Source organism: Nocardia sp. CA-135953, assembly GCF_050955735.1.
In the GTDB taxonomy this organism is placed as follows: domain Bacteria; phylum Actinomycetota; class Actinomycetes; order Mycobacteriales; family Mycobacteriaceae; genus Nocardia.
In genome coordinates, this window is sequence record NZ_CP192082.1 from 6495804 (window position 1) to 6521479 (window position 25676).

The following is a 25676-nucleotide window of genomic DNA, read 5'->3' on the forward strand; positions in this document are numbered from 1 at the left end:
ATCAGCACAGCCGGGCGGCCGCACCCCGCCGCGCACCGACGACCTGACGCGCCGGGGCGGTACGCAAGATCCGATCCGAAAGTTCGCCGAGGCAACTGAGATTCGGGAACCCGGGCCCCTGCGCGATGGCGGCCATATTCGGCAGATAGAGCTTCGCGTCAAGTCCGGAGACCGCGAGGTCGTAGCCGATCGAGGCCTCCAGCCTGGGCTGGGTCAGCGGGCCGCCGATGGCGAGCTCGAGCAGATCGGCGGCATCGGAATCGAAGAGCTCCAGGAACCACAGCGGCTGCCCGCCGGTCGCGTCGACCACCAGGTCGAAGTTCTGCACCAGATCCGGGCGACGGTCGTTGCGCAGCGTCACCGCCACGCCGTCACCCCGTTCGGCGACCCGCACGACCCGTCCTTGCAGGTGATGCACGCGGTTGTCGCCGATGACGCTCTCCTGCACGCGAACCGAGAACACACCGCGGTCGGTGCGCCGGATGACGTCGCGGCGCTCGTCCATGCTCAGCGCGTTCCACTTCGTCGGATCGCTGAAAAGTGCGTTCTCGAAATAGCTTTCGCCGCGGGTGTAGATGGTGGCCTTGGGCGTGATCACCGAGATGGTCAGCATGTCGTGGCGAACCAGCTCGTCCAGCGCCGAACCCGCTGTTTCGCCACCACCGATCACCGCGACGCGCGAGGAGACCGGCAGCGCGCGTTTGCCCGCCAGATCCCAGAATTCGGCGATGCTGAGCACCCTGGGGTGTTCGGCCAACGCCTGACCGCTGTGGCCAGGACCGGTGATCATCAGCGCGTCCGTGTCGATCTGGGTGATAACAGCAGTGTTGTTTCGAGCGACCTGCAAGCTGTTGCCAGCGGCGGCGTCGGTCACCGAAACCAGCCAGCCGTCGGCCGCCGCCGCGACCGAATCCACTGTCCCCAGGACCAATTCGAGATCTATCGCGCGGGACACCCACTGCAGATATTTAGCCCAGACGTGGTGGTGCGGGCTCGGCCGGCCGCGGTCGATCCATTCGGCGTAGGTGCCGTGCTCGACCAGGAAGGAGGTCCAGCTGTAGGCCATCATCGCCTCGTCGATGGCCCGGTTGTGCCCGCGCGCCCAAGTCGAGTGGTACGGGAATCCGATGTCCTTTTCCGGACTGGTACCGAGCCGGTGCTGACCGTTGGTCCAGCCGCCGCTCGGCAGCCAATTTCCGCCGACAGCATGCGCCTCGACGACGATCACGCGCGGGGTCGCGAGCCCCAATTTCCGCAGGACGTGCGCCTTTGCCGCCACCGCAAGGGCTTTCGGCCCGGCGCCGACCACCAATAGTGTGTCCACGGTTCTCCTGCGTTCGATCTGGGGCGGTAGCCAGGGTCACCTAACTTTCCGACTTCAGCTTTGCATAGGCTTACCTTATATTGCACTGTAGTGCCAGTCCCCGGATCGGCACCTCCCGGCAAACGAACGATTGGATGATCCGATGCTCAGCACCAGAAATAGGCCGGTGGCACGCCTTGCCGCCGCGGCGTTCTCGCTCACCGCGGCCGCAGTTGTCGGCGCATTCGGCACCGTCGCCACGGCGGCCCCGGCCACCGCCGCGCCCGTCGGCGCGCCGATGCGGACCGCGGCTCCCGGCCTCGGCGAGCTGAAGACCAAGCTGCAACTGGTGCTGAACACCGGCGCTTCGCGCTCCGCCCGCGCGGCCGAACTCGAGGCGGGCGAGGCCGGTCTCAGCCTGGTCGACCAGGTCGGCAGCGTCATGGCCTCGGCGCCGCCGAGCTTCCGCTGGAACGTCCTCGGCCCGGTCGATGTCTCCGGCGATCTGCTCACCGCCCAGCTGACCACCGCCATCGACGGCTGGGACCCCTGGTACTTCGACCTGTCCTGGAAGCAGATCGACGGCACCTGGAAGCTGACCCGCGAGGCCGAATGCACCATCGCGAGCGTCGCGATGCTGCCCTGCAACCTGTAATCGCCTGCGACACACGCGAGTTGGTCCCGAGGCCGATCATCGCCTCGGGGCCACACGGCCATTCGGAGTAGTTTCACCGGACACCCCACGACATTAGAGTGTGTTTAGGCTAACCTTAGCTGCATGGGTAGAGGTTTCGAAGGGTTGATGCTGAAGGCGTGGCGCGCCGAGGATTACCGGCTCACGGTGACCTCGACCGAGTACATCAGCGACAAGTACATGCGGCTCGGATTCGATGCGGGTGGACTGCTCGCCGATCATCCGGTGCATCCGACGCAGTGGGTGCGGCTGTGGATTCCGAACGGTGAGCGCGAACATCAGCGGGGCTACACGCTGGTCGATCCCGATCCGGACGGGAACAAATTCTCGATCGAATTCGCGGTGCACCACGGGCCCGCCTCGATGTGGGCGCAAAAGGCGGCCGTCGGCGACCAGATCGATGTCTCGGTGCTCGGCTCGGATTTCCAACTGCCCGACCCACTCCCGAGCGAGTTCGTCATCTTCGGCGATACCGCGTCGCTGCCCGCCATCAATTCCCTGCTCGACGCGATAGGCGATGTGCCCGCCCGGGTCTGGCTGGAATGGCAATACGAATCCGACACCGGGCTGCCGGTCCGCAATAAGCCGCACCACCAGGTGAAATGGGTGCAGCGGATCGACAACGGCCGGCTGCTGCGCGAGCAGGCCGATGAAATGGAATGCCCGAAGGACGCTTTCGCCTGGGTCGCGTGTGACGGCCACACCACACGGTCGATCGTAAAGGCGCTCAAGACCACCCACGAGCTCCCGAAACCCGCCATCAAATCCCGCGCGTACTGGAAATAACATCCCGGCCCGCACCATGCGCTGCGAACTCACCGACGGTAGTCAAATGGTCGTTCCTGATCTCCGCGCCGGCCACCCTTTGACTCCCCTCGGCAGCGCCAATCATCCTCCGGGATGGGCTGATCGGGACAGCGGTGGTGGCCGGTGCGCGATGACGAGCACGGTCCGACCTGCCATCAGCACCGCGAGCGCAGCATGCACCGTGCGGTACGAGCGGTGGCGATAGACGACCGATCGGGTGCCGTGGGAACTCGCACCTGCTCGATACCGAATGACCGGTTCTCTCATCGCATTTGGCAACATGTCTTCGACATGCCGGGGAAGCTTGTGTGAACGGCGCACCATCCCAGCAACTTTCGCGCGCGAGCATTACTAGCTTATGCAGCTACACAGATTGCGACTGCGGTTGGAGATGTGAAAATGTTTGTCACGACAATTATTTCGAATATCGGCGATTGCCGCCGTGATCCCGGCACCTTGACCGAGCGACAGGCGCACCGAGCGATGCAGGTACATCTGAATTGCAGTGTCGACAGCTGCAAGGTGCGCCGCCGCGCCCGGCAGACGCTGGTCGAGTCCCGGCGAATGGTGCTGGACGAACGCGCCGAGCCGTAGTCGTGATGGCGCAACTGCACCGCCTTGGAACCGACTGCACGCTGTCTGCGTTGTCAGAATCATGACCACCACCGAATCCGATCGCTCCGCCACGCCCGTCGTCGACACCGGCACCGCATTCGGTGCCAGGGTCGCCGCCCGCCTGGAACGCGAGAATGTCATCTGGCTGACCACCGTCGGCCGCAGCGGAACACCACAGCCGAATCCGGTGTGGTTCCACTGGCGCGACGGTGAATTCCTGATCTTCAGCCAGGCCGATAAGCCGAAGTTGCGCAATATCGCCCGCAATTCTCGGGTGTCGCTACATCTCAACAGCACCGCAACCGGCGACGACGTGGTGATTCTCACCGGCACCGCGCGAATCGACGAAACCGGGCCGACACCGGCGGAAGTCGCCGCGTTCACCGAGAAATACGTCGAGGGACTCGTCTCGCTGTCGATGACCGACGAACAGTTCTACGCCGACTTCTCGGTCACAGTGCGCATCACCCCGGATCGACTGCGCGGATTCTGAGCCCGACCCGACCGTGAGCTGGGGATTAGTCGCCGACTAAGGTCGTCGGTAATGAGAAGGAGGCAGCAGCCGCCGTTGCCGAAGCGGCACGGCCTGGATCCGGCCCGGCTCCGCCTACCGGAGCAGGGCGATTGGGCGACCATTCGCGACCATCTGGTGGATCGGCTGCCTCGTGTTCCCGCCGCGCGCATCGATGAGCTGCTGGATGCGGGCGGGATCGTCGATCTATCCGGTCCGATCGCACCGGACGCGCCGTATGTGCCGGGGGGCGCGGTCTGGTTCCATCGCGACCTACCCGATGAGACCGAAGTTCCGTTCGATATCCCGATCATCTACCGCGACGACGATCTGCTCGTGGTGGACAAGCCGCACTTCCTGGCGACGATTCCGCGCGGCCAGCACATCCTGCAGACGGCGTTGGTCCGGCTACGTCGCGAACTCGACCTACCCGATCTCATTCCGGCGCACCGGCTCGATCGCGTCACGGCGGGGCTGGTGCTCTTCGTGATCAATCCGGCCCGACGCGGGGCCTATCAGACGATGTTCCACAAGCGCACGGTGCGCAAGGAGTACGAGGCCATCGCCCCCTTCGATCCGGAGCTGACGCTGCCGCGCACGGTGCGCAGCCGGATCATCAAGGAGAAGCAGGTGCTCGCCGCGCAGGAGGTGGCGGGTGAGCCCAATGCGGAGACCTGGATCGAATTGCTCGAGCAGCGCGAGGGCCTCGGCCGCTACCGGCTGCGACCGCTGACCGGGCGCACCCATCAACTGCGGTTACATATGAACGGACTCGGCATTCCGATCCTCGGCGACGACTTCTATCCGGTGCTCACCGACAAATCTGTGCACGACTTCACTCGTCCCCTGCAATTGCTGGCCACATCACTCGAATTCACCGACCCGGTCAGCGGCGCACCGCGCCGGTTCGACAGTGCTCGGACGCTGCAGGCATGGGCGGATCCGCCGGGTTGGCGGGGTCGGCATCAACGCCGCGGAGCGTAGCGCGAAACAAGGTACGACCATGTTGATGACGCAACCCCCCGAAGCCGAAGCCGTCGCGCCAGTTGTGGGCATCCGTAGACTGGGCCGGATGCTTCAACAGGACCTCGACGAAGGGGAATGGCAGTCGGCGGAGCCGACGGGCTGGGTAGGCGCACCGCCCCGCCACAAACTGCACGCCTATCTCGACGTGGCCGTTGTGGTGATCGTCCTGGCCTGCACGAATCTGATCGCCCACTTCACCACCGCGTGGGCGAGCATCCTCACCGTTCCGATCGCCGCCGTGGTGCTGCTCGGGCTCATGCGGCGACGTGGACTCGGCTGGTCCGAACTCGGACTCGCACCACGGCACTGGCGACGCAGCACGCTATGGGCGCTCGGCGCGGTCGGCTTGGTGCTCGCGGTGGTCGCGATCGGGGCGCTGCTGCCGATCACCCGGCCGTTCTTCCTCGCCGACCGCTACGCCACCATTTCCGGCGCGCTCATCGCATCGATGATCGTCATCCCGCTGCAGACCGCGATCCCGGAAGAGTTGGCCTTCCGCGGTGTTTTGCACGGCACGCTCGACCGCGTCTACGGCGTCCGCGGGGTCTTCGCGGCAGGCTCCCTGCTGTTCGGCCTCTGGCATATCGCCTCCTCCCTCGGCCTGACCACCAGCAACCGAGGCCTGACCGGCTTCATCGGCGGCGGCCCGGCCGGTCAGATCATCGGCATCCTGCTCGCCGTCATCGCCACCGCCGCCGCGGGCGTCGTCTTCACCTGGCTGCGCCGCCGCAGCGGCAGCCTCCTCGCCCCCATCGCCCTGCACTGGTCGATAAACGGCGCGGGCGCATTGGCCGCCGCCATCGTCTGGCACACCACCCTCAGCTGACCCGAATTCCGAGCAAGCCCGGGAGCTTGCGATTCGCGCATTTGTTCGAGTTTTCGGGGTCCGCGGCATTGACCTCGGGCGCGTACCGGTTTAATCTCGGTGCGATCACACATATGTTCGAGCATGTAGGTCTGCGTCGATATGACACCTGCTCCTGGGAAGGCTCGCGATGCGCGACAAACAGTCGACCGGTAGGTCCGAGATCGCCGCATTGGCCGAGCGGGTCGCGAACGCGCGGGGGCGGCTGCCGCTGCAGGATGACGCGGCGCTGGTACAGGCATTATCGGATGACGAGATCGATGCGGAACGCGAACTCGCGCAATGGGTTCGGGCGCAGCGCCGGGGGCAGCGGAAACGGGCTGTCCAGGATGAACTCACGGCGGAGAAGCGCAACCGGCGAACCATGTCCGCCATCCAGCGCGCCGATGACGCGGACGCCCGCTGGCATCGGCGCGCACTGGCGGCGCGGCGACGGGTCTCGAATCAGGATGCGCGCCTTGCCCAGTTGTACCGGCGGGCCGAATGGTCCTCGCGTGCGTTGATCACCGTCGTGGTGCTCGGCATGGTGTGGGCCGGGGTGAATGTGCAGCACAACCTGGTGCCCAGCGGGAATATGGCAGATCCCCTGTACTGGTTGAGCTATGGGATCGAGGCAATGATCTCGATCCCGATCATCACCATCATGGTGGCCGCGACGACGGCCGCCCGCTGGGGCCGCGAACTCGACCGCGGCAAGGTCGTCTTCTTCGAAGCCGCCTTGCTCGGCACGACCATCGCGCTCAACGCGGGCCCGCACCTGGCCGCCGGATCCTTCGGTCAGGCCGCCGAATACGCGATCGCACCGGTCATGGTCGGCGTCGTGATCTGGTTGCACGCCTGGGTTTCCGCGCGATACGCCCTGCTCATCGACGGTGTACCGCTGGTCGAGGACGAACCCGACCTGCCGCCCCGGCATCGAGTAACCACCGAACGTGGCGCACCCATCGATACGTTCCGTGCCGATGAACCCACCGACCGTCGAGAACTGCTCGCCGCCACGGGTTTCGATCCCCTGCTCGACCAAGCCGGTGTCCGCTTCCCGGTCGATATGGATCCCCACGTCGCCGATGCGGCGAGGCGTACCGCCCAACCCGACTCGGTTCCCGTCTCGCGCCTCGATTGCACGGAAACGCTTGTCTATCACGCACAGAGCACCCGCTCGACGAACGGCCGTCTCACCCAACAGCTCCCGAACGACGACTACCGCGCTGGTAACGCGGTGCGTGCGACGGATCCGATCCATGACACCGCGCGGCCCTATACCCACGCCAACGGAACATTGCCGGCCAATACGTCGGCGAGCGCCGCGAACAGCCTCGGCAAGAACACATTTCATGCCACGGACCTCGATCAGCGCATAACACCAGATACGGCTGCGAGCGCCGAGCGCGCAGGTCACGCCACTGCGCTCGGCAAGTCCGCGACGGCACCGATGAATGCTCGGGACACGACTTCTGCCGGGTTCGAGCCTCGAGACGCGCCAAGGCCCGGTGCCGATGAGCGCGCGACCTTCGCCGACACGGACTTCGCGCCACAAACGGCAGCGCCGAGCGCCGCCAACAGCACCCGCGACGAGCACACGGCCGTCGCCGCGGACGGACTCGTCCCCAATACCAGTGCCGATCAGCGCACGCCCCTCACCGACACGGACTTCACGCCACAAACGGCAGCGCCGAGCGCCGCCAGCACCCGCGACAAGCACACGGCCGGTGCCGCGAACGGACTCGCGCATACCGGTGCCGATGAGCACACGACTCCTGCCGCAATCGGTCTCGATCCCCAGACCGCAGTGACTGCTGGCGATGAGCGCATGACTCTCACTGCCACAACAGGTTTCGATCCCCATACCACGCATCCCCGGACCGCGCTGGCGCCCGCGGCCGATGAACGCACAACTTCCGCGAGCACAGGCTCAGCTCCCCGGACGGCTACGCCGAGTGCCAGCGGCCGCGACGAGCACACGACTGTTGCCGCAGCAGGACTCGAGCCCAGGACCGCGGCGACTGCTAGCGATGAGCACACGACTGTTGCCGCCAACGTCCGTACCGCGTCCGCGACTACTGCTTCCACTCGCTACGCGCACACGGCTTCCAATACCAGCGGCTTCGATGCTCGCACAGCACCTGCGGCCGCCGATCGTGGGGCTTTGCCTGCCACAGAAGACGCAGCTCCTGCTACAGATATCGACCTCCGGGCTGCAACGGCGGCCGACGCCAGCACTCCGGACGAGCGCACGGCCTCCACGGCTGCAGGCCTCGAACCCGATGCCACGACCAGTGCGTCCGGTCGCGACGAACGTTCCAATCGCAGTGCGAGCGCGACTTCTGTTGTCGGAGAAGCGGAACCGCAGCGGGCCGCAGCACGCCCTGCAGCGCAGTCGCAGCTGAGCATCTTCGATACGGCGACTGTCGAATCCCTTGCGCAGACCAGTACGGACACCGGGGACCGCGCACAGGCCGATACCGATCGCGCCACGGTGCCCCACACCGCAACCGCTGCGGGCACGGGCACGCCAGCTGACGCTCCCCGCCCTGCGAAGTCCAGCACTCGCGCCGAAACCCCCACACGCACAAGCACACCCACCGAACCCCAGCGTGCTACCCGAGGTTCCGCCACACCGACGCCGGCCGAACGAATCACACGAGCAATGGAGGGTCACCGCACTTCGAGCGCCGACAACTCCGCAGTCGATCACGAGGATCAGGCGACAGTATCCGATGCCGACGTCAGGCAACTCGTTCCGGAGGACACACCTCGCCGGACCACCAGCGAGGTGATCAGCGAAGTCGTGCAATCGCTTTCGGCCGAGAACGTGCTGACCGAGAACCTCGGCTCCGAGAGCGACGATATCGAGGTGTGGTCGGTCGCCCGCGCAATCGCTGGCCGCGGCCTCTCGGTCATCCCCGTGGAACAACTCGCTGAAATCCTCATGCTCGCCGACCAATCCTGGACCCCAACCAGCATCGGCGCCGAAGTCGGCCTCTCCCGCACCGCTATCGCCCAAGTCTTGGAATTCGCCCGCCGAGTCCGCCGCCCCTACGCAATCAGCAGCTGACCAGACCTCACCACTGCAACCGACAACAGCACGGCAGCAGCACCGACAGGGCGACATTCGGTGCTCCCCACACACGAATACCCGCGCAGCTGCGGCCGTCGGCGGCTCAGCGGCAGCAGCAACAGCAGTGACAGCCCGAAAGCGACAGCGACGTAACGACAAGCCCGACAGCAGCGGCAGCGACGGCCGACGGCGGCAACGCAGCGGCGGCGTCAGCAGCGACAGCGCGACGTCAGCAGCGGCGGCGTCAGCAGCGACAGCGCGACGTCAGCAGCGGCGCAACAGCACCGTCAGCAGCGCGGCGTTCGGTGATTCCTGCTCACGCATGCCGAGTGACTACCTCACATAGGGTTGCACACCGTATGCGAGGTAGTCGCTGGGTATGCGGCAACGAGCATTGAGGACGACGAGAAGGGCCGTCCGACTTGGATATCCCGAGTCGGACGGCCCTGTTCACTCAACGGCTGGACTGATCTGTGTTGCGAGGTTCGACCTGTTGCCGCTGCCTGCTCGGCCTTTAGTTGGAGAACGTATCCGAGTATGCGTACGGATCCGAGCGCGTATCTTCCGCCATCCCCTCGGATGCACCCTTCGAATCCCGATCCCCATGCCCCGGCCACCAGGCACGGTGCCCGATCAGCGCGGTCACCGCCGGGGTGAAGAACATCGCCATGACGAATGCGGCGATCGCGATGCCCACCGAGATCGCAAAGCCCATCTGTGACAGCACATTGTTGCCCGCCAACATCATCGAGGCGAAGGTGCCCGCCAGGATTACACCGGCTGCGGCGACGGTCGGACCGGTGTGCCGAACCGCGAGGGCGGCAGCCTGTTTCGGCTCGTTTCCGGCTCGCGCCTCCTCACGCAAGCGAGCGACCATCAGAATGTTGTAGTCGGTGCCGAGTGCCACCACGAATAGGTACATGATCACCGGCAGGGTGAAGATCAGTCCGGAATTGCCCTGGAAGTGCTGGAAAACGAGTACCGCCGCACCGAGCGTCGCGGCGAAGCCGAGGAAGACCGAGGCCATCAGGTACCACGGCGCCACCAGACTGCGCAGCAGCAGCGCGAGCACGATCATGATGAGAATCGCCGCCACCGGGAACACGATCTTGTAGTCGTGCACCATCGCGTCCTGGAAGTCGACGAACACCGACGAGATGCCACCCACCACAGCGGTAGTGCCCGCGGGTGCCGCCGAATGCGTGGTATCGCGCAGCGGACCACGCACCGTATCGAGCGCGGCATCCGATTCGGGCGCACCATCGAGGGTCACCTGGAAGTCGGCGGCCAGTCGGTCACTCGATACCGTCGGCGCCCCGACCTGACTCACACCCGGCACCGCGGCGAGTACGGCGCGATAGGCGGTGAGCTGGTCATTATCGAGCGGTGCGCCGGTGTCCGAATGCAACAGCACCTCGGACGGTTGGGTCGATCCGGCGGGCATCCCCTTGAGCAATTCCTGGTTGTAGACCGTCGATTCGGAGGAATCCGAGGTCGAGCCCGAGCTCAGATCGAACGTCGGATGGAAGCCGAACGCAAGCACACCCAGGGCCACCATCAGCCCACCGGATACGGCCGCGAACGCACCGGGCCGCCGCCCCATCGCCGCGCCGATCGCACCGAAGCGCGCACCCTTCGGCTCCTGCTGCCACGCCTTCGACGGCCAGAACACCTTGGTGCCCAACAGCGAAACCACGGCGGGCACCAGCGTGAGACCGGCCAGCAGCGCCACCGCGACGGCGATCGCCAGCGCGGGACCGAGCGCACGGAACATGCCGAGTGTGGACAGGATCAGCGCCATGAACGCGATGATCACCGCACCGGCCGCCGAGGTGATCGCCTCGCCGACCTTGGTGACCGCACTGACCATCGCGGTCTTCGGATCCTCGCCGGACCGCAGTCGCTCCCGGTACCGGAACATCAGGAACAGGATGTAGTCGGTGCCGACACCGAAAAGCACCACCAGCAGAATGGAATTCACCGAACTGTCGACCTTCAGATCGAAGGCCTTGCTCACCATCGCGATCAGGCCGCCGACGGTGCCGGAGACCGCGCCGATCACGACAATCGGCAGCAGCGCGATCACCGGACTGCGGAAGATGATCAGCAGCAACACCAGAATCAGCACCACTGTGGCGATGCCGATAATGGCCATTCCCTTTTCACCGGACTCGGTCTGGTCCAGCATCTGCGCCGCCTGACCGGTGACGCCCGCCTTCAGATCCGAACTCTGCACCTGATCGCGCAATGCGTCGCGCAGTTTCTTGACCGCATCGCTCTGCGTCGTATCGCCCGCATTGGTCACCTTCGTCATCTGCACGGCGGCGATCTGCACCAACCGGTTCTCCGAGGGCGGAACGGCCTGGATGCCGATGACGTCCTTTATTCTCTGGTCGTCGAGCTTCGACGCGATCGCCGTCACGCTCGCCGAATCGGCCTCGGACAGCGGTGCGCCGTCCGCGCGGACGAAGACGAGCAGCGCCGCAGGCGCCTGCTGTTGCGGAAATGCCTTCTGCTGCAATTGCATTGCCTGAATCGACTCGTAATGCGATGGCAGGAATTCGGATTGGTCGGTGGTCGATTTCAGTTGCGGCGCCGTGGCCACCACCGCGATCACGATGAACAGCCAGAGACCGATCACCTTCAACGGGTTGTGCACGACGATCGCGCCCAGTCGAGCGAACATGTGGGAGAAGTCCTTTCGAGGTCCGAACGAGCGGACCGGTCTCAGATGTCGAGTTCGTCGATGTTCGGACTCGTCGCGGTGCCGACGAGTTCGCGGTAGATGCGTGCCGGAATCCGCCCGGCGAGTTCCTCGACCGAGTCGACGATGTCCACCGTGTAGTCGCCCCAGTTCTGGTCGCCGACGTCGAAGATCTCGCGCCAGTTCTTCAGATTCTTGGTCCAGTTCGTCAGCGCGAAGTCCATCCAGTCGGCCCGCTGCCGATGCACAACGTATTTGCCCTTGCGGCTCAGGTAGACCCGGATCACCTCGATTCCCGATTTGGTGAATTCCCTTGTCTCACCGAGCTTTCGCCCGACGAAGCGCTGTCGGCGCAGGCCGCCGGGACCGACCTCGAGCAGCACATCGCGCATATCCGATGCGTTCTTCTCGATATTGATCGTGGTCACATCCGAAGCGGTGTCGGTCGGTGCACTCGAATCCGGTGTCATGATTCCCCGTCTCATATACAAAAGCATTGGTTCGACGCCAGCGGACTCGATTCGGTCCGCTGCGGTGAGTCGATCTGCTGTTTACCGGTCGCCTCGAGCCCGCTCCTCGGCGTCCGTCGAGAATCACTATAAGTAGATGTATACGTATAACGCAAGACCTGCGCCGAGCGAGTTCAGCGCGCCCCAACGGGCACCTCCTCTCGGTCGACCCGACGCACCACCCTGACCAGCAGCAACAGCCCGATACCGAGTCCGAGCCCGAGTGCCGCGGCCACCGCGAAGCCCGCCGGGAATCCGCCCGCGTCGATCGCGACGCCGCAGAGAGAACTGCCGATGCCGTTGCCGAGCGTCATCGCGGCGCCGTGCCAGCCGATCGCCTCGCCGCGCCCGCCCTCCGGAACAATTCGACTCAATTGATCCACGGATGCGACAAGCGTTGGCGCACAAAGTGCTCCGGCAATGAGCCCGGTCACCCCGAGCGATAGCGGACCGATGGCGAAGCACATCGGAATGGTGACGGCGCCGAGCCCGGCGAGCAGCACATACGTCGAAATGGATCGGCGCAAAGCGCCGTAGACAAGCCCGCCGACCAGCGAACCGAAACCCCAGACCGCCATGACCACGCCGAGCCACCGCTGCGCGCCGAACTCGCGAATCGCGGATACGAATGTCAATTCCGAACCCGCGAGCACCGCGATCGCCACACACGCGCCGATGCACAGCGCGACGAACTCGACCCGAAACCATTCGCGCCGCGGCACCGTCGCGGCCCCGGCCTTGTCATCCGAGCGCAGCGGCGGATTACGCACCCACACAAAGACTCCCGCCAACACCAGCGCCATCTGCATGCCGAATAGGGTGAGCGTTGTCGACCAAGCCGTGGCGGCGGCGACGCCGAGCACCGGCCCGACCATGAACGCCATCTCCACCGACACCGATTCCAGTGCCAGCGCCGGTTGACGGCTCTGCTCGGTGGTCGTTGCGATCACGGCCTGCCGAACCACAGTGAAGATCGGAATATCGAAAAGCCCGGCGACCGCAGCCAGCACCAGTAGCGCCTCGTACCCGACGAACGGCGCGATCGACCAGCACGCCGCCCCGACCACGATCGACGGCAGAATAGTGCGCCGCAGCCCGAACCGGTCCAACATACGGCCACGCCACGGCCCACTCGCCGCGACGCACAGCGTGACAACCGAACTCAGCGCCCCGGCCTGCCCATACGACCCGTGCAAGGTCTGCACTACATGCAGTGCGAGCAGCACCGACCCGGCGAAGAACGGAATGCGAACCATCACCCCCAGCAGCAGCACATTGCGTACCGCCGAGTCAGCCAGCACCTCCCTGTAGGCCCGCACCCGACCGAGCGTCCCACGCCCGCCCACTCGCACGCCACCGATTAATCCGATGATTCGATCCGACGGCGCGCAACCACGCACCTGCTCGAGCCCGGATCACATCGGCGCAGGCTCACCATGTTCGAGGTAGACGGTACGGCTCTCGGAACGTGCGATATGTGCTCGACGTAGTCGGCGGGCGAGCCGCGGGATCAGGTAGTCATCGAACTTCGACAACCCGACCCACGCCCAGCGGTCGAGTTCGCTCTCCTGGAGGCTGATGGCTCGCTCATCGGCTCCGATCTCGCCACAGTCGAAAACATAGAGGATCTTGTCACCTTCGCCCTCGCTCGGCGCCCAATCGTGAACCAGCAAATGCCTTGGTGCACGGTCGATTCCGAGCTCTTCGCGAACCTCGCGACGGCAAGCCGCACCTGGCGACTCCCCGGGCTCGACGTACCCGCCGGGAATATCCCAACCGCTGCCGTAGGTCTTGTGCACCAACAGCACCTCGTCGCCGCGCACGAAAAGCGCTCCCGCCGCCAGACGTGCGTGTGCAAACCGATTGTCCGCATTGGTCATTGGTTACCTCACGACGTGCATTCGTTGGGCCAAGGCTTGCAAGACGAACGAAGGACTGCCGTGCGCGTTGCGCATCCAGGTGAGTACGAGTTGTCGGCTGAGGTAATGATGGCGAACCTGTTCCGGGGCCGCCTGATAGGCATCGAAAACACCACGCAGCTCCCGTTCGAGCGCGGGGAGTTGAAACGACTCCGGATCACGAGCAGGCGGCACCGGCGCAGGCATCAAATGGCTGTAGTCCATCAACGCGGCCCGGAGCGCGGGGATGGTCGAACTCCCGCTGTCGGTGGTCCATTCCAACAGACTCGGATCACCGATCAGGTCTCCCAGCGAAACATCGAGTGCGTCTGCGAGTAGACGGATCACCGACAAGCGGTCCAGCGGAATCCGATTGTTTTCGACCTTGCTCATCCAATCGTCTGTCCGCCCGACAAGACCGGCTAGCACGTCTTGGGACATACCGCGACGCCGTCGGTACCAAGACACCCGCTCACCGATGGTGAGGTTCTGGGTCATTCCGCGCACAACACAATCTTCCGACTCGGCTGGGCAACAATCCCGGAAAGATATTCCGGGCGTACATCTGATCCGGCCTCAGGCTACTTGCAAACCAAACGACATCAGTGCTGAACGGGACGAAGGCCACCGTGGACACCGAGGAACTCGAGAGCGTCGTCGATTGGGCGGACTACTACCGCCAACAGTTTCATCTTCCCGCCGAGGAACGCGGCGGTTATGTCATGCTGCCGGTGACGAACCATCTGAGCATTGTCCACATGCCGAAGCTATTGGCCGAAAAAGTCCGAAATTCCTTGCTACAGCAGGGAACTCCAGGCCCGGTGCTGGCGCGGCAGATCCGCTGGACCTTCGTCGCCGCCGTGGACTACTCCCCGGGTGATCAGGTCCTGGAACTGCTGGCACGCAAAAACATTTGTGTGCCCGTCGTAGGCAGCGCGCTGATGATACCGACGGGCCTCGGGCGGTGGACCCGCGAAGGGGTGCACTGGATCAATCCGCCGGGTCGCGATCAATTGCTGCCAATACTGTCGAACGTCATCAGCACAACGCTGGCATCGTTATTCGATCGAAACGATAGACCGGCTCCGCCGCAGACCGGGTGAATAATCCGAACCGCCGAGCAGATATGAAAAAGGCCCGCTTCCCAAATGGGAAGCGGGCCTTTGCTTTTCCGCCGGAAAAGGGGTTACTTGGCCTTCTCCAGGACCTCGACCAACCGCCAGTGCTTGGTGGCGGACAGCGGGCGGGTCTCCATCAGCTGGACGCGATCGCCGACACCGGCGATCTCGTTCTCGTCATGCGCCTTCACCTTGGTGGTGGAGCGAATGATCTTGCCGTAGAGCTTGTGCCGCGTGCGGTCTTCCAGCTCGACGACGATGGTCTTGTTCATCTTGTCCGAGACCACGTAGCCGATGCGAACCTTGCGGGTGCCGCGCTTGACCTCGGGGGTCACGTTCTCTTCACTCATGCCGCATCTCCCTTGCCAGCGGGTGCCGAGGCCAGGCCGAGCTCGCGCTCACGCATGACCGTGTAGATGCGCGCGATCTCGTGACGCACGACGCGCAGGCGACGGTTGTTGTCCAACTGACCCGTCGCCATCTGGAAGCGCAGATTGAACAGCTCTTCCTTCGACTCGCGCAGGCGGGCGACGAGCTCCTCTTCGTTGAGCTCGCGGAGCTCTGCGGCCGGTGTACCGGTAGCCATCAGAACTGCTCCTCCCTGGTCACGATCCTGCACTTCATGGGGAGCTTGTGCATCGCGCGGCGCAGGGCCTCACGAGCGATCTCCTCGTTGGGGTAACTCATTTCGAACATCACGCGCCCGGGCTTGACGTTCGCGATCCACCACTCCGGCGAACCCTTACCGGAACCCATGCGGGTTTCGGCCGGCTTCTTGGTGAGCGGGCGATCCGGGTAGATGTTGATCCAGATCTTGCCGCCACGCTTGATGTGGCGGGTCATCGCGATACGCGCGGACTCGATCTGCCGGTTGGTGACGTAGGCCGGCTCGAGAGCCTGAATGCCGAATTCACCGAACGCGACCGAAGTGCCGCCCTTGGCCATGCCGCTGCGGCTCGGGTGATGCTGCTTCCGGTGCTTGACCTTCCGTGGCATCAACATGCGTCAGCCCTCCTGTGTTTCTGCCGGGGCGTCGGCAACCGCGGTAGCGGCGCCTGCACGACCGGCTTCGGTGCTGGTCGCGGTGGTGCCTGCGGAACCGGACCGACGCGGGCGGCTCGGCCGCTCCCGGCGCTCACGGCGGTCACCAGCGGCGGGCGCGGCCGCGGCCGTGACCTCACGCTTGCCACCGACGATGTCGCCCTTGTAGATCCAGACCTTCACGCCGATGCGACCGAAGGTGGTCTTGGCCTCGTAGAGGCCGTAGTCGATGTCAGCGCGCAGCGTGTGCAGCGGGACGCGACCCTCGCGGTAGAACTCCGAGCGCGACATTTCGGCGCCACCGAGGCGGCCCGAGCACTGCACCCGGATGCCCTTGACGTTCGGCGAACGCATGGCCGACTGGATGGCCTTGCGCATCGCGCGACGGAACGCCACACGGTTGGACAGCTGCTCGGCGACACCCTGGGCAACGAGCTGCGCATCCGACTCGGGGTTCTTGACCTCGAGGATGTTCAGCTGCACCTGCTTCTTGGTGAGCTTCTCCAGCTCGGCGCGAATGCGATCGGCCTCGGCGCCGCGGCGACCGATGACGATGCCCGGACGCGCGGTGTGGATGTCGACGCGAACCCGGTCACGGGTGCGCTCGATCTCCACCTTGGAGATGCCCGCCCGCTCCATGCCGGTGGCCAGGAGCTTGCGGATGGCGACGTCTTCCTTCACGTAGTCCGCGTACTGCTTGTCCGCGTACCAACGCGACTTCCAGTCGGTGGTGATACCGAGGCGGAAGCCATGGGGATTGATCTTCTGTCCCATTTACTTTGCCCCTCCCTTCCGGCGGCTGCGAGCAGCACCGGCAGTGGGCACGCTCTCGACCTCGATGGTGATGTGGCTGGTGCGCTTGCGGATCCGGAACGCGCGGCCCTGGGCCCGCGGCTGGAAACGCTTCATGGTCGCGCCCTCGTCGACGTAGGCGGTCGAGATGACCAGCGTGGCCGGGTTCAGACCGAGGTTGTTCTCGGCGTTGGCCGCGGCGCTGGCGACGACCTTGGCGACCGGCTCGCTCGCGGCCTGGGGTGCGAACTTCAGGATCGCGAGTGCGTCCTCGACCCGCTTGCCGCGGACCAGGTCCACGACGCGGCGAGCCTTCATCGGGGTGACGCGAACGTGCTTCGCCGTCGCCCGGGCAGTCGGGTTCTGAACCGTCGCTGTGTTTGATTCGCTCATCGCCGCTTGCTCTTCCGGTCTTCCTTGACGTGGCTCTTGAACGTCCTGGTGGGCGCGAATTCACCCAGCTTGTGCCCGACCATGGATTCCGAGACGAACACCGGCACATGCTTGCGGCCGTCGTGGACGGCGAAGGTGTGACCGATGAAATCGGGGATGATGGTCGAACGACGGGACCAGGTCTTGATGACCTGCTTGCTGCCCTTTTCGTTCTGAACGTCCACCTTCGCGAGGAGGTGGTCGTCGACGAACGGGCCCTTCTTGAGGCTGCGTGGCATTTCTTACCTCCTCCTTCAGCGCTTCTTGCCGGTCTTGCGACGGCGGACGATGAGCTTGTCGCTCGGACGGTTGGGCTTGCGGGTGCGGCCTTCCGGCTGACCCCACGGCGAGACCGGGTGGCGACCACCGGAGGTCTTGCCCTCACCACCACCATGCGGGTGGTCGACCGGGTTCATGACGACACCACGGACCGTGGGGCGGCGGCCCTTCCAGCGCATACGGCCGGCCTTACCCCAGTTGATGTTGGACTGTTCGGCGTTGCCGACCTCGCCGACGGTGGCGCGGCAGCGCACGTCGACGCGACGGATCTCACCGGAGGGCATACGCAGCGTGGCGTAGGGGCCTTCCTTACCGAGCAGCTGGACGCTCATGCCTGCGGCACGGGCCAGCTTTGCGCCACCGCCCGGACGCAGCTCCACGTTGTGGATCGTGGTACCGGTCGGGATGTTGCGCAGCGGCAGGTTGTTACCCGGCTTGATGTCGGCGGTCGGGCCGGACTCGATCGGGGTGCCCTGCACCACGCCCTTGGGAGCGATGATGTAGCGCTTCTCGCCGTCCCGGTAGTGCAGCAGCGCGATGTTGGCGGTGCGGTTCGGGTCGTACTCGATGTGCGCGACCTTGGCCGGGATGCCGTCCTTGTCCAGTCGACGGAAGTCGATCAGACGGTAGGCACGCTTGTGGCCGCCACCGCGGTGACGCGTGGTGATACGACCGTGGGCGTTGCGGCCACCCTTGCTGTGCAGCGGGCGGATCAGCGACTTTTCGGGGGTCGACCGAGTGATCTCAGCGAAGTCCGAGACGCTGGAGCCACGACGGCCCGGCGTAGTCGGCTTGTACTTACGGATTGCCATGAGTTCTTCTCTGCTTTCTGGATTCCCAGGCGCTTACGCGACCGGGCCTCCGAAGATCTCGATGGGCTTGCTGTCGGCCGAGATGGTCACGAGCGCGCGCTTGGTGTCCTTGCGCTTGCCGTAACCGAAGCGGGTCCGCTTGCGCTTGCCCTGACGGTTGGCGGTGTTGACGCTGGTCACCTTCACACCGAAGACCTTCTCGACGGCGATCTTGATCTGCGTCTTGTTGGAATCCGGGTGCACGATGAAGGTGTAGGTACCTTCCTCGATCAGTCCGTAGGACTTCTCCGAGATGACCGGCGCCAGCAGAATGTCGCGGGGGTCGGCGATCGTGGTCACTTGCTCTCCTCCTGTGCGGATTCGGCGTCCTTGAATGACTCAGCGCCGTGCACGAAGGCGTTCAAGGCCGTTACGCTGAACACCACTTCGTCGCTCTCGAGCACGTCGTAGGTGTTGAGCTGATCCGGCGCGATCGGGTGCACGAACTCCAGGTTCTGCACGCTCTTCCAGCCCGCGATGTCCTCACGTCCGAGGACGAGCAGGAACTTCTTCCGGTCCGACAGCTCGGACAGGAACGACTTCGCGGTCTTGGTCGACGGGGTCTGACCCGAGACCAGTTCGGTGATCACGTGGATGCGCTCGTTGCGCGCACGATCCGAGAGGGCGCCACGCAGCGCGGCGCGGATCATCTTCTTGGGGGTGCGCTGGCTGTAGTCACGCGGCTGCGGACCGTGCACGGTGCCACCACCGGTGAACTGCGGCGCGCGGGTCGAACCCTGACGGGCGCGACCGGTGCCCTTCTGGCGGTACGGCTTCTTGCCACCACCGGAGACCTCGCCGCGCGTCTTCGTCGCGTGCGTGCCCTGGCGTGCGGCAGCGAGCTGCGCGATGACGACCTGGTGCATCAGCGAGATGTTCGCGGTGGCATCGAAGATCTCCGCGGGGAGCTCGACGGTGCCGTTGGTCTTGCCGCCGAGTTCCTTGACCGGGAGCGTGAGATTCACGGCCTTCTTCTCTGTATCAACTGCGGGGCTGGTCATGCGTGCGCACCACCCTTCACTGCGCTCTTGACGGTCACGACGCTGCCCTTGCGACCCGGGATCGCGCCCTTGATCAGCAGCAGGCCGTTCTCGGCGTCGACCTTGTGCACCGACAGGTTCTGCGTGGTGACACGGTCGTTACCCATGCGACCCGACATGCGCATGCCCTTGAACACGCGGCCGGGGGTGGCGCAACCACCGATGGAACCGGGGCGACGGTGTACCGCCTGGGCACCGTGCGAAGCGCCCTGACCACGGAAGCCGTGGCGCTTCATGGTGCCCGCGAAGCCCTTGCCCTTGCTGGTGCCGGTGACGTCGACGTAGGCGCCCTCTTCGAAGACATCGGCGTTGATCTCCTGGCCGACTTCGAAGGTGGAGGCGTCCGCGACGCGGATCTCGGCGACGTGGCGGCGCGGGGTGACACCGGCCTTGGCGAACTGACCGGAAACCGGCTTGTTCACCTTGCGCGGGTCGATGGCGCCGAAAGCGACCTGGACGGCGCTGTAGCCGTCGCGCTCCACGGTGCGAATCTGGGTAACGACGTTCGGTCCGGCCTTGATGACGGTCACGGGGACGACACGGTTCTTGTCGTCGAACACCTGGGTCATACCGAGCTTGGTGCCCAGGATGCCGGCCGCCGGCCTGTTCTTGTTGTCAGTCATATCTCGAGTCCCCGTCACTGAATGTTGACGTCGACGCTGGCCGGCAGGTCGATACGCATAAGGGCATCAACCGTCTTCGGCGTCGGGTCGAGGATGTCGATCAGCCGCTTGTGCGTCCGCATCTCGAAGTGCTCGCGCGAGTCCTTGTACTTGTGCGGCGAACGGATGACGCAGTACACGTTCTTTTCGGTCGGCAACGGCACCGGCCCGACCACACGGGCCCCGGTGCGGGTCACCGTCTCCACGATCTTGCGCGCGGACGCGTCGATCGCTTCGTGGTCATAGGCCTTGAGCCTGATGCGGATCTTCTGTCCCGCCACGCTAAGTGTCCTTTTCTCCGCTTATCGTTCGTGGTCCGGAAGCCGGCTTCCGTACCACCTTCAATTGCACAGCCCGAACACACGAAGACGTCCCAGCCTGATCGGGTCAGGCCCGGCGACGGCAGCCTGCGTAACCACGCACGGCCCCCGCTCGGGCAAGATCCAACACCGTGAGACCGCGACCGGGCACGCCCGATCCTCGCCGCTGTTCATCTGTCATGGTTCTCCGGTCCACGCGGTCGGGCGTGTCGCGCCGATCTTCGATCGGCATTCCACGCAGCCGCTCATCCCTCGGCCCCGGTCGAAAACTTCACCTGGCCTGGAACGTTCGTCCCGGACGTACCCACGCTGGATGTCCAGCGAGGTACACGATTGGGTGTTGCTCGCCTCGCCACCCGCCACAACCGTCGAACGGCATGACCCGGCGCAAGGCAACCCGAACAGTATGCCCGACTGCGTTGGCGACTTCAAATCCGCCCCCTACCAACGCTTCGCCAGCAGGTCAGGGTGCGAATCCCGGGCGCGCCCGACCACTACCGCAGACGAACTTACTTCCGAGTAAGATCGAGCCATGACGAAACCGACCGCGACTCATCGGATCTGGAACAAGCTGCCGGACAACCGGCTGGGACACACCTTGTTCTCGCTCGGCATGGTGGCCCGGGTGCCCTACTTCGGGACGGTGCTGCCGAGCGTCGTGCGGCTGGAGCCCGGACTGTGCGAGGTGACCTCGCCGAAGTGGTTCGGCATCCACAACCACCTTGGCACCTTTCACGCGATCGCGGCCTGCAACCTGGCCGAGGTAGCCATGGGCATGCTGAGCGAGGCCACGGTGCCCGATACGCACCGCTGGATTCCCAAGGCCATGAATGTGCAGTACCTGGCCAAGGCCGAGACCGGTCTGCGCGCGGTGGCGAAGCTGGCCGAGGTGCCCGACTTCACCCGGATCACCGAGGGGCAGGAGCTGACCGTTCCGGTGTCCATCTACGACAAGCACGGCCTCGAGGTCGTGCACGCCGACATCACCACCTGGATCACCCCCGAGTAGGTGACCGGCGGGACGCGGTGTTGCGGGCGAACGGACGGAGCGGTTTGAATGCGAAGCATGGGTGACAGGGCGGTCCGGGAATTCGACCTCTGCGTGGTCGGGCTCGGACCGACCGGCCGAGCGCTGGCGCATCGGGCCATGCGGGCCGGGTTCCACGTCGCTGCCGTCGATCCGCGGCCGGAGCGGCTCTGGCCGCCGACGTTCTCCTGCTGGATCGATGAACTGCCGGAGTGGTTGCCCTCGAGCGCGATTGCCGCGCGTATTCCGAAGCCGACGGTCTGGGCAAAGGCCGAGCATCGGATCGACCGCCCCTACTGCGTGCTGTCGAAAACCGGACTGCGCGATGCACTGCCGCTCGATGACGCCACCGTTGTAGCCGGGCGCGCAACTCGTGTCGAGGGCCATGAGGTGGAGCTCGCGGACGGCACGATCCTCAGGGCCGCAGCGGTTTTCGATACCCGTGGGCTGCCGACGCTCGGACACCGTCGCGCGGCAAGTGCACACGGCATCTTCGTCGACGCCGAAACCGCCGCGCCCATGGTGACCGATGGCGAGGGTCTACTGCTCGATTGGCGTACGGAGAACGGCGCGGGACCGGATGAGCCGCCGTCGTTCCTCTATGCCGTCCCGATCGGTGACGGCACGGTGATCTTCGAGGAGACCAGCCTCGGCCTGCGCGGCGGCATGCCGCAGCACGAGTTGCGCAGACGCACCCTGAACCGCCTTGCCGCACACGGCATTCGGCTCACCGGCGACGAGCCGACGGAGGCCGCGCACTACCCGCTGGACCAGCCACCGCCGAAAAAGGGGACCGCCCAAGCGATTCCGTTCGGGTCCCGCGGCGGCATGATGCATCCCTGCACCGGCTACAGCGTGGCCGATTCGCTGACCCTGGTCGACACCGCCGTCGCCGCCCTCCGGCAAGGCCACGACCCCATCGCCGAACTCTGGCCGTGGCAGGCCCGGCTGGTGTACTGGATGCGCATGCGCGGCCTCTGGGGCATGGGCCGCTTGACCACCGAGCAGTCCATCGCCATGTTCGACGCGTTCTTCAACGCATCGCCGCGCGGCCAGCGCGCCCTGCTCTCCGCCCACGACGACTACACCGTCCTCGGTGCCGTCCTCTTCAACACCGTCGCTCGCACCTGGCCGTTCCGCTGGCGCTACGACCTGGTCGGCTGGACGAATCGAAACCGCTGGGTCGGTTTCGATTTCGCCGCAGCCGAACGCGAAGAGGGCCGAATCGGCTGAGGAAGGTCAGGCGCCGGTTTCGGCGGCGCGCTGGTAGCCGCGGATCGCCGGATACGCGAACACGACGATGAGCCCGAGAACCCAGGCGACGGTCTTCAACAGGGGTTCGGCGACGGCGCCGCCGTAGGACAGTCCCTTCATCGCATCGATGGCGCAGCTCATCGGCTGATTCGCGACCACGTCCTGCAACCAGACCGGATAGGCGATCACCGGCACGAACCCGGAATTGAAGAACATCAGCAGGGTATTGACGATGCCGATGATGCTCACCAGCATGACGCCCTCGGTAATGGTCGCCAGCGCTGTGACCAGCACCGCGAAGCCGACACCGAACAGCACCGGAATGCCGACCAACGCGATGGCCGCCAATGGCCCCTGCCCGAAGCGGAAGCCGAGGGTGAAGCCGACCGCGATCACGAACAGCGTGGTGACCAGCACGCGGACCGCCTCGGCGAGCAGCCTGCCGGTCAGTCCGGCCGCCCGGTGCACCGGCATGGTCCAGAACCGACCGAGCAGTCCGGTGAACTTCTCACCCTTGAAGCCGAGTGCGCTGACCACCGCACCGGACATCGCCGCGACCAACGTGATCAGCGCGACCTGTCCGTAGATACTCGGCTTACCGGTGGCCGCGGTGATCGAATTGCCGAGCACGACGCGGAACATGAAAAGCGTCAGCGCGGGATAGATCAGCGTCTGGATGGTGGTCGCCGGATCACGCGCCCACACCAGCAGCAGCCGCTTGCACTGGATCAGGCTGTGCGTGATCCAGGTCGACAGCGCGCGTTCGGATGGCGTGGCCACCCGCGGCAGCGGGTCGAATCCGTCCACCTCGGTGCGCTCCAAGGTCTCGACAGAACTCATGACCGCCTCACACTCGCCCAGATCGCCAACGGAGTAAAGACGATCGCCATCCCGCCAAGCCAGGTCAGCGGCACCCACAGCACATCCCAGGTCACCCCGTTGTGGGCCATATCGCGCAGCGCGAAGGAGAACTGGGAGATCGGCTGATTGCGCACGAACGGCCGGATCCACATCGGAAAACTACGTTCCGGGACGAATCCACAGGAGAGCATGCCGAAGATCAAGGTGGGCAGCGTCAATGCCTGACTCAGCGATTCCGGGCTCTTGGTCAGGCTGCCCAGCGCGTCCGCGCCGAGCGCGAGCACCGTGCCGACTGCGATCGAGAACACGCAGAACAGCACGGCCTGACCGAGTCCGGCGACGAACCGGAAGCCGATCATGTAGCCGAAGATGATCGCCGCGGTCAGCGCGGTCAGCGAACGCACCAGGCCCGCGCCGATCCGCGCGCTCAACGGCACCAGCATGCCGATCGGCATCGTCTGTAGTCGCGTGCTCAGACCGGTCAGCGCCTCGTATGCGGACAGCTGCGCATTCGACATCATCGTGAACGCCATGGTCTGCAGCACGATGATCGGCATGACGAACTGGGCGTAATCGATGCCCTGGAACTTCATGACATAGCGCAGCGGCAGATAGAAGCCGAGCGTGAACACCAGCGGGGTGATCATCGCGACGATCAGTTCGCCCTTGACGGCCATGGTCCGCACAATGCGTCCGGACAGCGCGCGCCACTGCGCGAAGTGAGAGAGCCTGGCGGCGGGCAGCTCGGCGAAGAGCAGTGCCGAATCGGCCCGCTCGACGGTGGTAGAACTCACGACCGCGCCTCGCTGGCGCTCGGCTCCGTCGTGACTTCCAGTCCTGTGTTGTTGGTTCGCTCGCCGCGCTCGCTCACGACTGCGCCTCGCTGGCGCTCGGCTCCGCCGTGCGCGATGCGCGCTGTGTTGTTAGTTCGCTCGCTGCGCTCGCTCACGCGTGCCCGCCCGAATGGCCGGTGATGGAGAGGAAGACATCGTCGAGCGAGGGCCTGCGCAGCGCGATATCGGCCAACTGGATCCCGGCGGCGTCGAGCCTGCGCAACGCCTCCGACAGCGTGCCCGCGCCGTCGGGTGCGGGAATCGAGATCCGGTCGCCGCCATCGACGTCGGCGAGTACGGCGGCGGGCACCAGATCACCGAGTGCGCTGGCGGCCTTGCCGAGCTGACCCGGGTCCAGCGGCACCACCTCGCAGTAGCTGCCGCCGGTCTTCTCCTTGAGTTCGTCGGCGGTGCCCTCGGCGATCACCGTGCCCTTATCGATGACGATGATGTTGTCGCTGAGCACATCGGCTTCCTCGAGGTACTGCGTGGTGAGCAGCACCGTGATGCCCTGATCCTTCAGCGCGGTCACCAGATCCCACACGCCCTGCCTGCTGCGCGGATCCAGACCGGTGGTCGGCTCGTCGAGGAAGACCACCTCGGGCCGCACCACCAGTCCGCACGCGATATCGACCCGACGACGCATACCGCCGGAATAGTGGCGCACCGCGCGGCGGCCCGCGTGCACCAGGTCGAATTCCTCGAGCAGAGTGTCGGCGCGCTTGCGGGCGGCCGATTTGCCCAGACCCATCAGCCTACCGAACAATTCCAGGTTCTCCCGGCCGGAGAGGTTCTCGTCGAGCGCGGCGTACTGGCCGGTCATCATGATCGAGCGGCGCACACCCGCCGGATCCTTCAGCACATCGTGGCCCGCGACGACGGCGGTGCCGGAGTCCGGGCGCAGCAGGGTCGAGAGCACTTTGACCATGGTGGTCTTGCCCGCGCCGTTGGGCCCGAGGATGCCGAGCACGCTCGCCCGCTCGGCGGTGAAGCTGATGCCCTGCAGCGCGTGCACGTCGCCGAATGACTTCCGGACATCCGCAACCGCGACCGCGACGTCACCACCACTGTCGATGGGTGGTGGCTCGCTGGTATGCGAATCCGCTTGGTTCAAGCTCGGCATCAACTCTCCACTGTGTCTGATCGGCGGCGTTCGCGGGCCGGGGCGGCGACCCG

At 65.3% G+C, this 25676-nt stretch carries 30 protein-coding genes; 10 read left to right on the forward strand and 20 right to left on the reverse strand.

What is annotated here, in order from left to right:
• Position 1: 1 nt before the first annotated feature.
• Entirely contained in the window at positions 2-1324 is a 1323-nt protein-coding gene (locus tag ACQPXH_RS29770) for a SidA/IucD/PvdA family monooxygenase (protein WP_433599766.1), read from the reverse strand.
• A gap of 142 nt (positions 1325-1466) precedes the next feature.
• Between ACQPXH_RS29770 and ACQPXH_RS29775 the strand changes: the two genes are divergently transcribed.
• From ACQPXH_RS29775 to ACQPXH_RS29805, 7 genes are all read left to right on the forward strand, one after another.
• Positions 1467-1958 carry a hypothetical protein gene (locus ACQPXH_RS29775; RefSeq protein ID WP_433599767.1) on the forward strand — a complete coding sequence of 164 codons (492 nt, stop codon included), beginning with the start codon at positions 1467-1469 and terminating at the stop codon, positions 1956-1958.
• Between the two features lie 123 nt (positions 1959-2081).
• Positions 2082-2783, forward strand: a complete 702-nt coding sequence (locus ACQPXH_RS29780) for a siderophore-interacting protein (protein ID WP_433599768.1) — start codon at positions 2082-2084, stop codon at positions 2781-2783.
• A 420-nt stretch (positions 2784-3203) separates the two neighbouring features.
• Positions 3204-3398: a hypothetical protein gene (locus tag ACQPXH_RS29785; protein ID WP_387295093.1), complete on the forward strand. Its 195-nt coding sequence runs from the start codon at positions 3204-3206 to the stop codon at positions 3396-3398.
• A 61-nt stretch (positions 3399-3459) separates the two neighbouring features.
• Complete coding sequence (locus ACQPXH_RS29790) at positions 3460-3912, forward strand: TIGR03667 family PPOX class F420-dependent oxidoreductase (RefSeq protein ID WP_433599769.1); 453 nt, start codon at positions 3460-3462, stop codon at positions 3910-3912.
• A 51-nt stretch (positions 3913-3963) separates the two neighbouring features.
• The gene (locus ACQPXH_RS29795; protein WP_433599770.1) at positions 3964-4914 is read left to right on the forward strand and encodes an RluA family pseudouridine synthase; all 951 of its coding nucleotides are present in this window, start codon (positions 3964-3966) and stop codon (positions 4912-4914) included.
• Between the two features lie 88 nt (positions 4915-5002).
• Positions 5003-5782: a lysostaphin resistance A-like protein gene (locus tag ACQPXH_RS29800; RefSeq protein WP_433599771.1), complete on the forward strand. Its 780-nt coding sequence runs from the start codon at positions 5003-5005 to the stop codon at positions 5780-5782.
• 169 nt (positions 5783-5951) lie between these two features.
• Positions 5952-8876: a hypothetical protein gene (locus tag ACQPXH_RS29805; protein ID WP_433599772.1), complete on the forward strand. Its 2925-nt coding sequence runs from the start codon at positions 5952-5954 to the stop codon at positions 8874-8876.
• Between the two features lie 517 nt (positions 8877-9393).
• Here the strand turns inward: ACQPXH_RS29805 and ACQPXH_RS29810 are convergent.
• The 5 genes from ACQPXH_RS29810 to ACQPXH_RS29830 all read right to left on the reverse strand — a co-directional run bounded on the left by ACQPXH_RS29810 (position 9394) and on the right by ACQPXH_RS29830 (position 14488).
• Positions 9394-11565, reverse strand: coding sequence for an MMPL family transporter (locus tag ACQPXH_RS29810; RefSeq protein ID WP_433599773.1), 2172 nt, complete (start codon positions 11563-11565; stop codon positions 9394-9396).
• Positions 11566-11606: 41 nt separating this feature from the next.
• Positions 11607-12068 (reverse strand): EXLDI protein, encoded by a 462-nt coding sequence (locus ACQPXH_RS29815; protein WP_433599774.1) that lies wholly within the window; start codon positions 12066-12068, stop codon positions 11607-11609.
• A 158-nt stretch (positions 12069-12226) separates the two neighbouring features.
• A complete protein-coding gene (locus tag ACQPXH_RS29820) occupies positions 12227-13411 on the reverse strand; it encodes an MFS transporter (RefSeq protein WP_433599775.1) in 1185 nt (394 codons plus the stop codon).
• Between the two features lie 96 nt (positions 13412-13507).
• Entirely contained in the window at positions 13508-13972 is a 465-nt protein-coding gene (locus ACQPXH_RS29825; RefSeq protein WP_433599776.1) for an NUDIX domain-containing protein, read from the reverse strand.
• Between the two features lie 3 nt (positions 13973-13975).
• Positions 13976-14488, reverse strand: a complete 513-nt coding sequence (locus tag ACQPXH_RS29830; protein WP_433603623.1) for a helix-turn-helix domain-containing protein — start codon at positions 14486-14488, stop codon at positions 13976-13978.
• A gap of 131 nt (positions 14489-14619) precedes the next feature.
• Here ACQPXH_RS29830 and ACQPXH_RS29835 point away from each other — a divergent pair, with 131 nt between their 5' ends.
• The gene (locus tag ACQPXH_RS29835; protein ID WP_433599777.1) at positions 14620-15093 is read left to right on the forward strand and encodes a hypothetical protein; all 474 of its coding nucleotides are present in this window, start codon (positions 14620-14622) and stop codon (positions 15091-15093) included.
• A gap of 83 nt (positions 15094-15176) precedes the next feature.
• Here the strand turns inward: ACQPXH_RS29835 and rpsQ are convergent, their stop codons facing one another.
• From rpsQ to rpsJ, 11 genes are read right to left on the reverse strand one after another with little or no spacing between them, the layout of a single operon-like run.
• Positions 15177-15458: a 30S ribosomal protein S17 gene (gene rpsQ, locus ACQPXH_RS29840; protein ID WP_063047820.1), complete on the reverse strand. Its 282-nt coding sequence runs from the start codon at positions 15456-15458 to the stop codon at positions 15177-15179.
• Positions 15455-15694, reverse strand: coding sequence for a 50S ribosomal protein L29 (gene rpmC, locus ACQPXH_RS29845; protein ID WP_040686552.1), 240 nt, complete (start codon positions 15692-15694; stop codon positions 15455-15457). The genes rpsQ and rpmC overlap by 4 nt, the downstream gene beginning before the upstream one ends.
• Entirely contained in the window at positions 15694-16110 is a 417-nt protein-coding gene (rplP, locus tag ACQPXH_RS29850) for a 50S ribosomal protein L16 (protein ID WP_014981662.1), read from the reverse strand. Before rplP ends, rpmC begins: the two co-directional genes overlap by 1 nt.
• A gap of 3 nt (positions 16111-16113) precedes the next feature.
• Complete coding sequence (gene rpsC / locus ACQPXH_RS29855) at positions 16114-16923, reverse strand: 30S ribosomal protein S3 (protein WP_040686551.1); 810 nt, start codon at positions 16921-16923, stop codon at positions 16114-16116.
• Positions 16924-17334, reverse strand: coding sequence for a 50S ribosomal protein L22 (rplV, locus tag ACQPXH_RS29860; protein WP_387295067.1), 411 nt, complete (start codon positions 17332-17334; stop codon positions 16924-16926).
• Complete coding sequence (gene rpsS, locus ACQPXH_RS29865) at positions 17331-17612, reverse strand: 30S ribosomal protein S19 (protein ID WP_040686549.1); 282 nt, start codon at positions 17610-17612, stop codon at positions 17331-17333. The genes rplV and rpsS overlap by 4 nt, the downstream gene beginning before the upstream one ends.
• 15 nt (positions 17613-17627) lie before the next feature.
• Complete coding sequence (gene rplB / locus ACQPXH_RS29870) at positions 17628-18464, reverse strand: 50S ribosomal protein L2 (protein ID WP_062983234.1); 837 nt, start codon at positions 18462-18464, stop codon at positions 17628-17630.
• Between the two features lie 33 nt (positions 18465-18497).
• A complete protein-coding gene (gene rplW / locus ACQPXH_RS29875; RefSeq protein WP_040686547.1) occupies positions 18498-18803 on the reverse strand; it encodes a 50S ribosomal protein L23 in 306 nt (101 codons plus the stop codon).
• The gene (gene rplD, locus ACQPXH_RS29880; RefSeq protein ID WP_433599778.1) at positions 18800-19504 is read right to left on the reverse strand and encodes a 50S ribosomal protein L4; all 705 of its coding nucleotides are present in this window, start codon (positions 19502-19504) and stop codon (positions 18800-18802) included. Before rplD ends, rplW begins: the two co-directional genes overlap by 4 nt.
• Positions 19501-20166, reverse strand: coding sequence for a 50S ribosomal protein L3 (rplC, locus tag ACQPXH_RS29885; protein WP_040686545.1), 666 nt, complete (start codon positions 20164-20166; stop codon positions 19501-19503). Before rplC ends, rplD begins: the two co-directional genes overlap by 4 nt.
• Before the next feature lie 14 nt (positions 20167-20180).
• Positions 20181-20486 carry a 30S ribosomal protein S10 gene (gene rpsJ, locus ACQPXH_RS29890; protein WP_003938093.1) on the reverse strand — a complete coding sequence of 102 codons (306 nt, stop codon included), beginning with the start codon at positions 20484-20486 and terminating at the stop codon, positions 20181-20183.
• Positions 20487-21057: 571 nt separating this feature from the next.
• On the opposite strand from rpsJ, the gene ACQPXH_RS29895 reads away from it, so the two are divergent.
• On the forward strand, positions 21058-21534 hold the full coding sequence (locus tag ACQPXH_RS29895) for a hotdog fold domain-containing protein (RefSeq protein ID WP_433599779.1): 477 nt from the start codon (positions 21058-21060) through the stop codon (positions 21532-21534).
• Between the two features lie 57 nt (positions 21535-21591).
• The gene (locus tag ACQPXH_RS29900) at positions 21592-22785 is read left to right on the forward strand and encodes a lycopene cyclase family protein (protein ID WP_433599780.1); all 1194 of its coding nucleotides are present in this window, start codon (positions 21592-21594) and stop codon (positions 22783-22785) included.
• 6 nt (positions 22786-22791) lie between these two features.
• On the opposite strand, the gene ACQPXH_RS29905 is transcribed toward ACQPXH_RS29900, so the two are convergent.
• The 3 genes from ACQPXH_RS29905 to ACQPXH_RS29915 form a co-directional block, all read right to left on the reverse strand.
• Complete coding sequence (locus ACQPXH_RS29905) at positions 22792-23646, reverse strand: ABC transporter permease (RefSeq protein ID WP_433599781.1); 855 nt, start codon at positions 23644-23646, stop codon at positions 22792-22794.
• Positions 23643-24425: an ABC transporter permease gene (locus tag ACQPXH_RS29910; RefSeq protein WP_433603624.1), complete on the reverse strand. Its 783-nt coding sequence runs from the start codon at positions 24423-24425 to the stop codon at positions 23643-23645. The genes ACQPXH_RS29905 and ACQPXH_RS29910 overlap by 4 nt, the downstream gene beginning before the upstream one ends.
• 187 nt (positions 24426-24612) lie before the next feature.
• A complete protein-coding gene (locus ACQPXH_RS29915) occupies positions 24613-25623 on the reverse strand; it encodes an ATP-binding cassette domain-containing protein (RefSeq protein ID WP_433599782.1) in 1011 nt (336 codons plus the stop codon).
• Between the last annotated feature and the right edge of the window lie 53 nt (positions 25624-25676).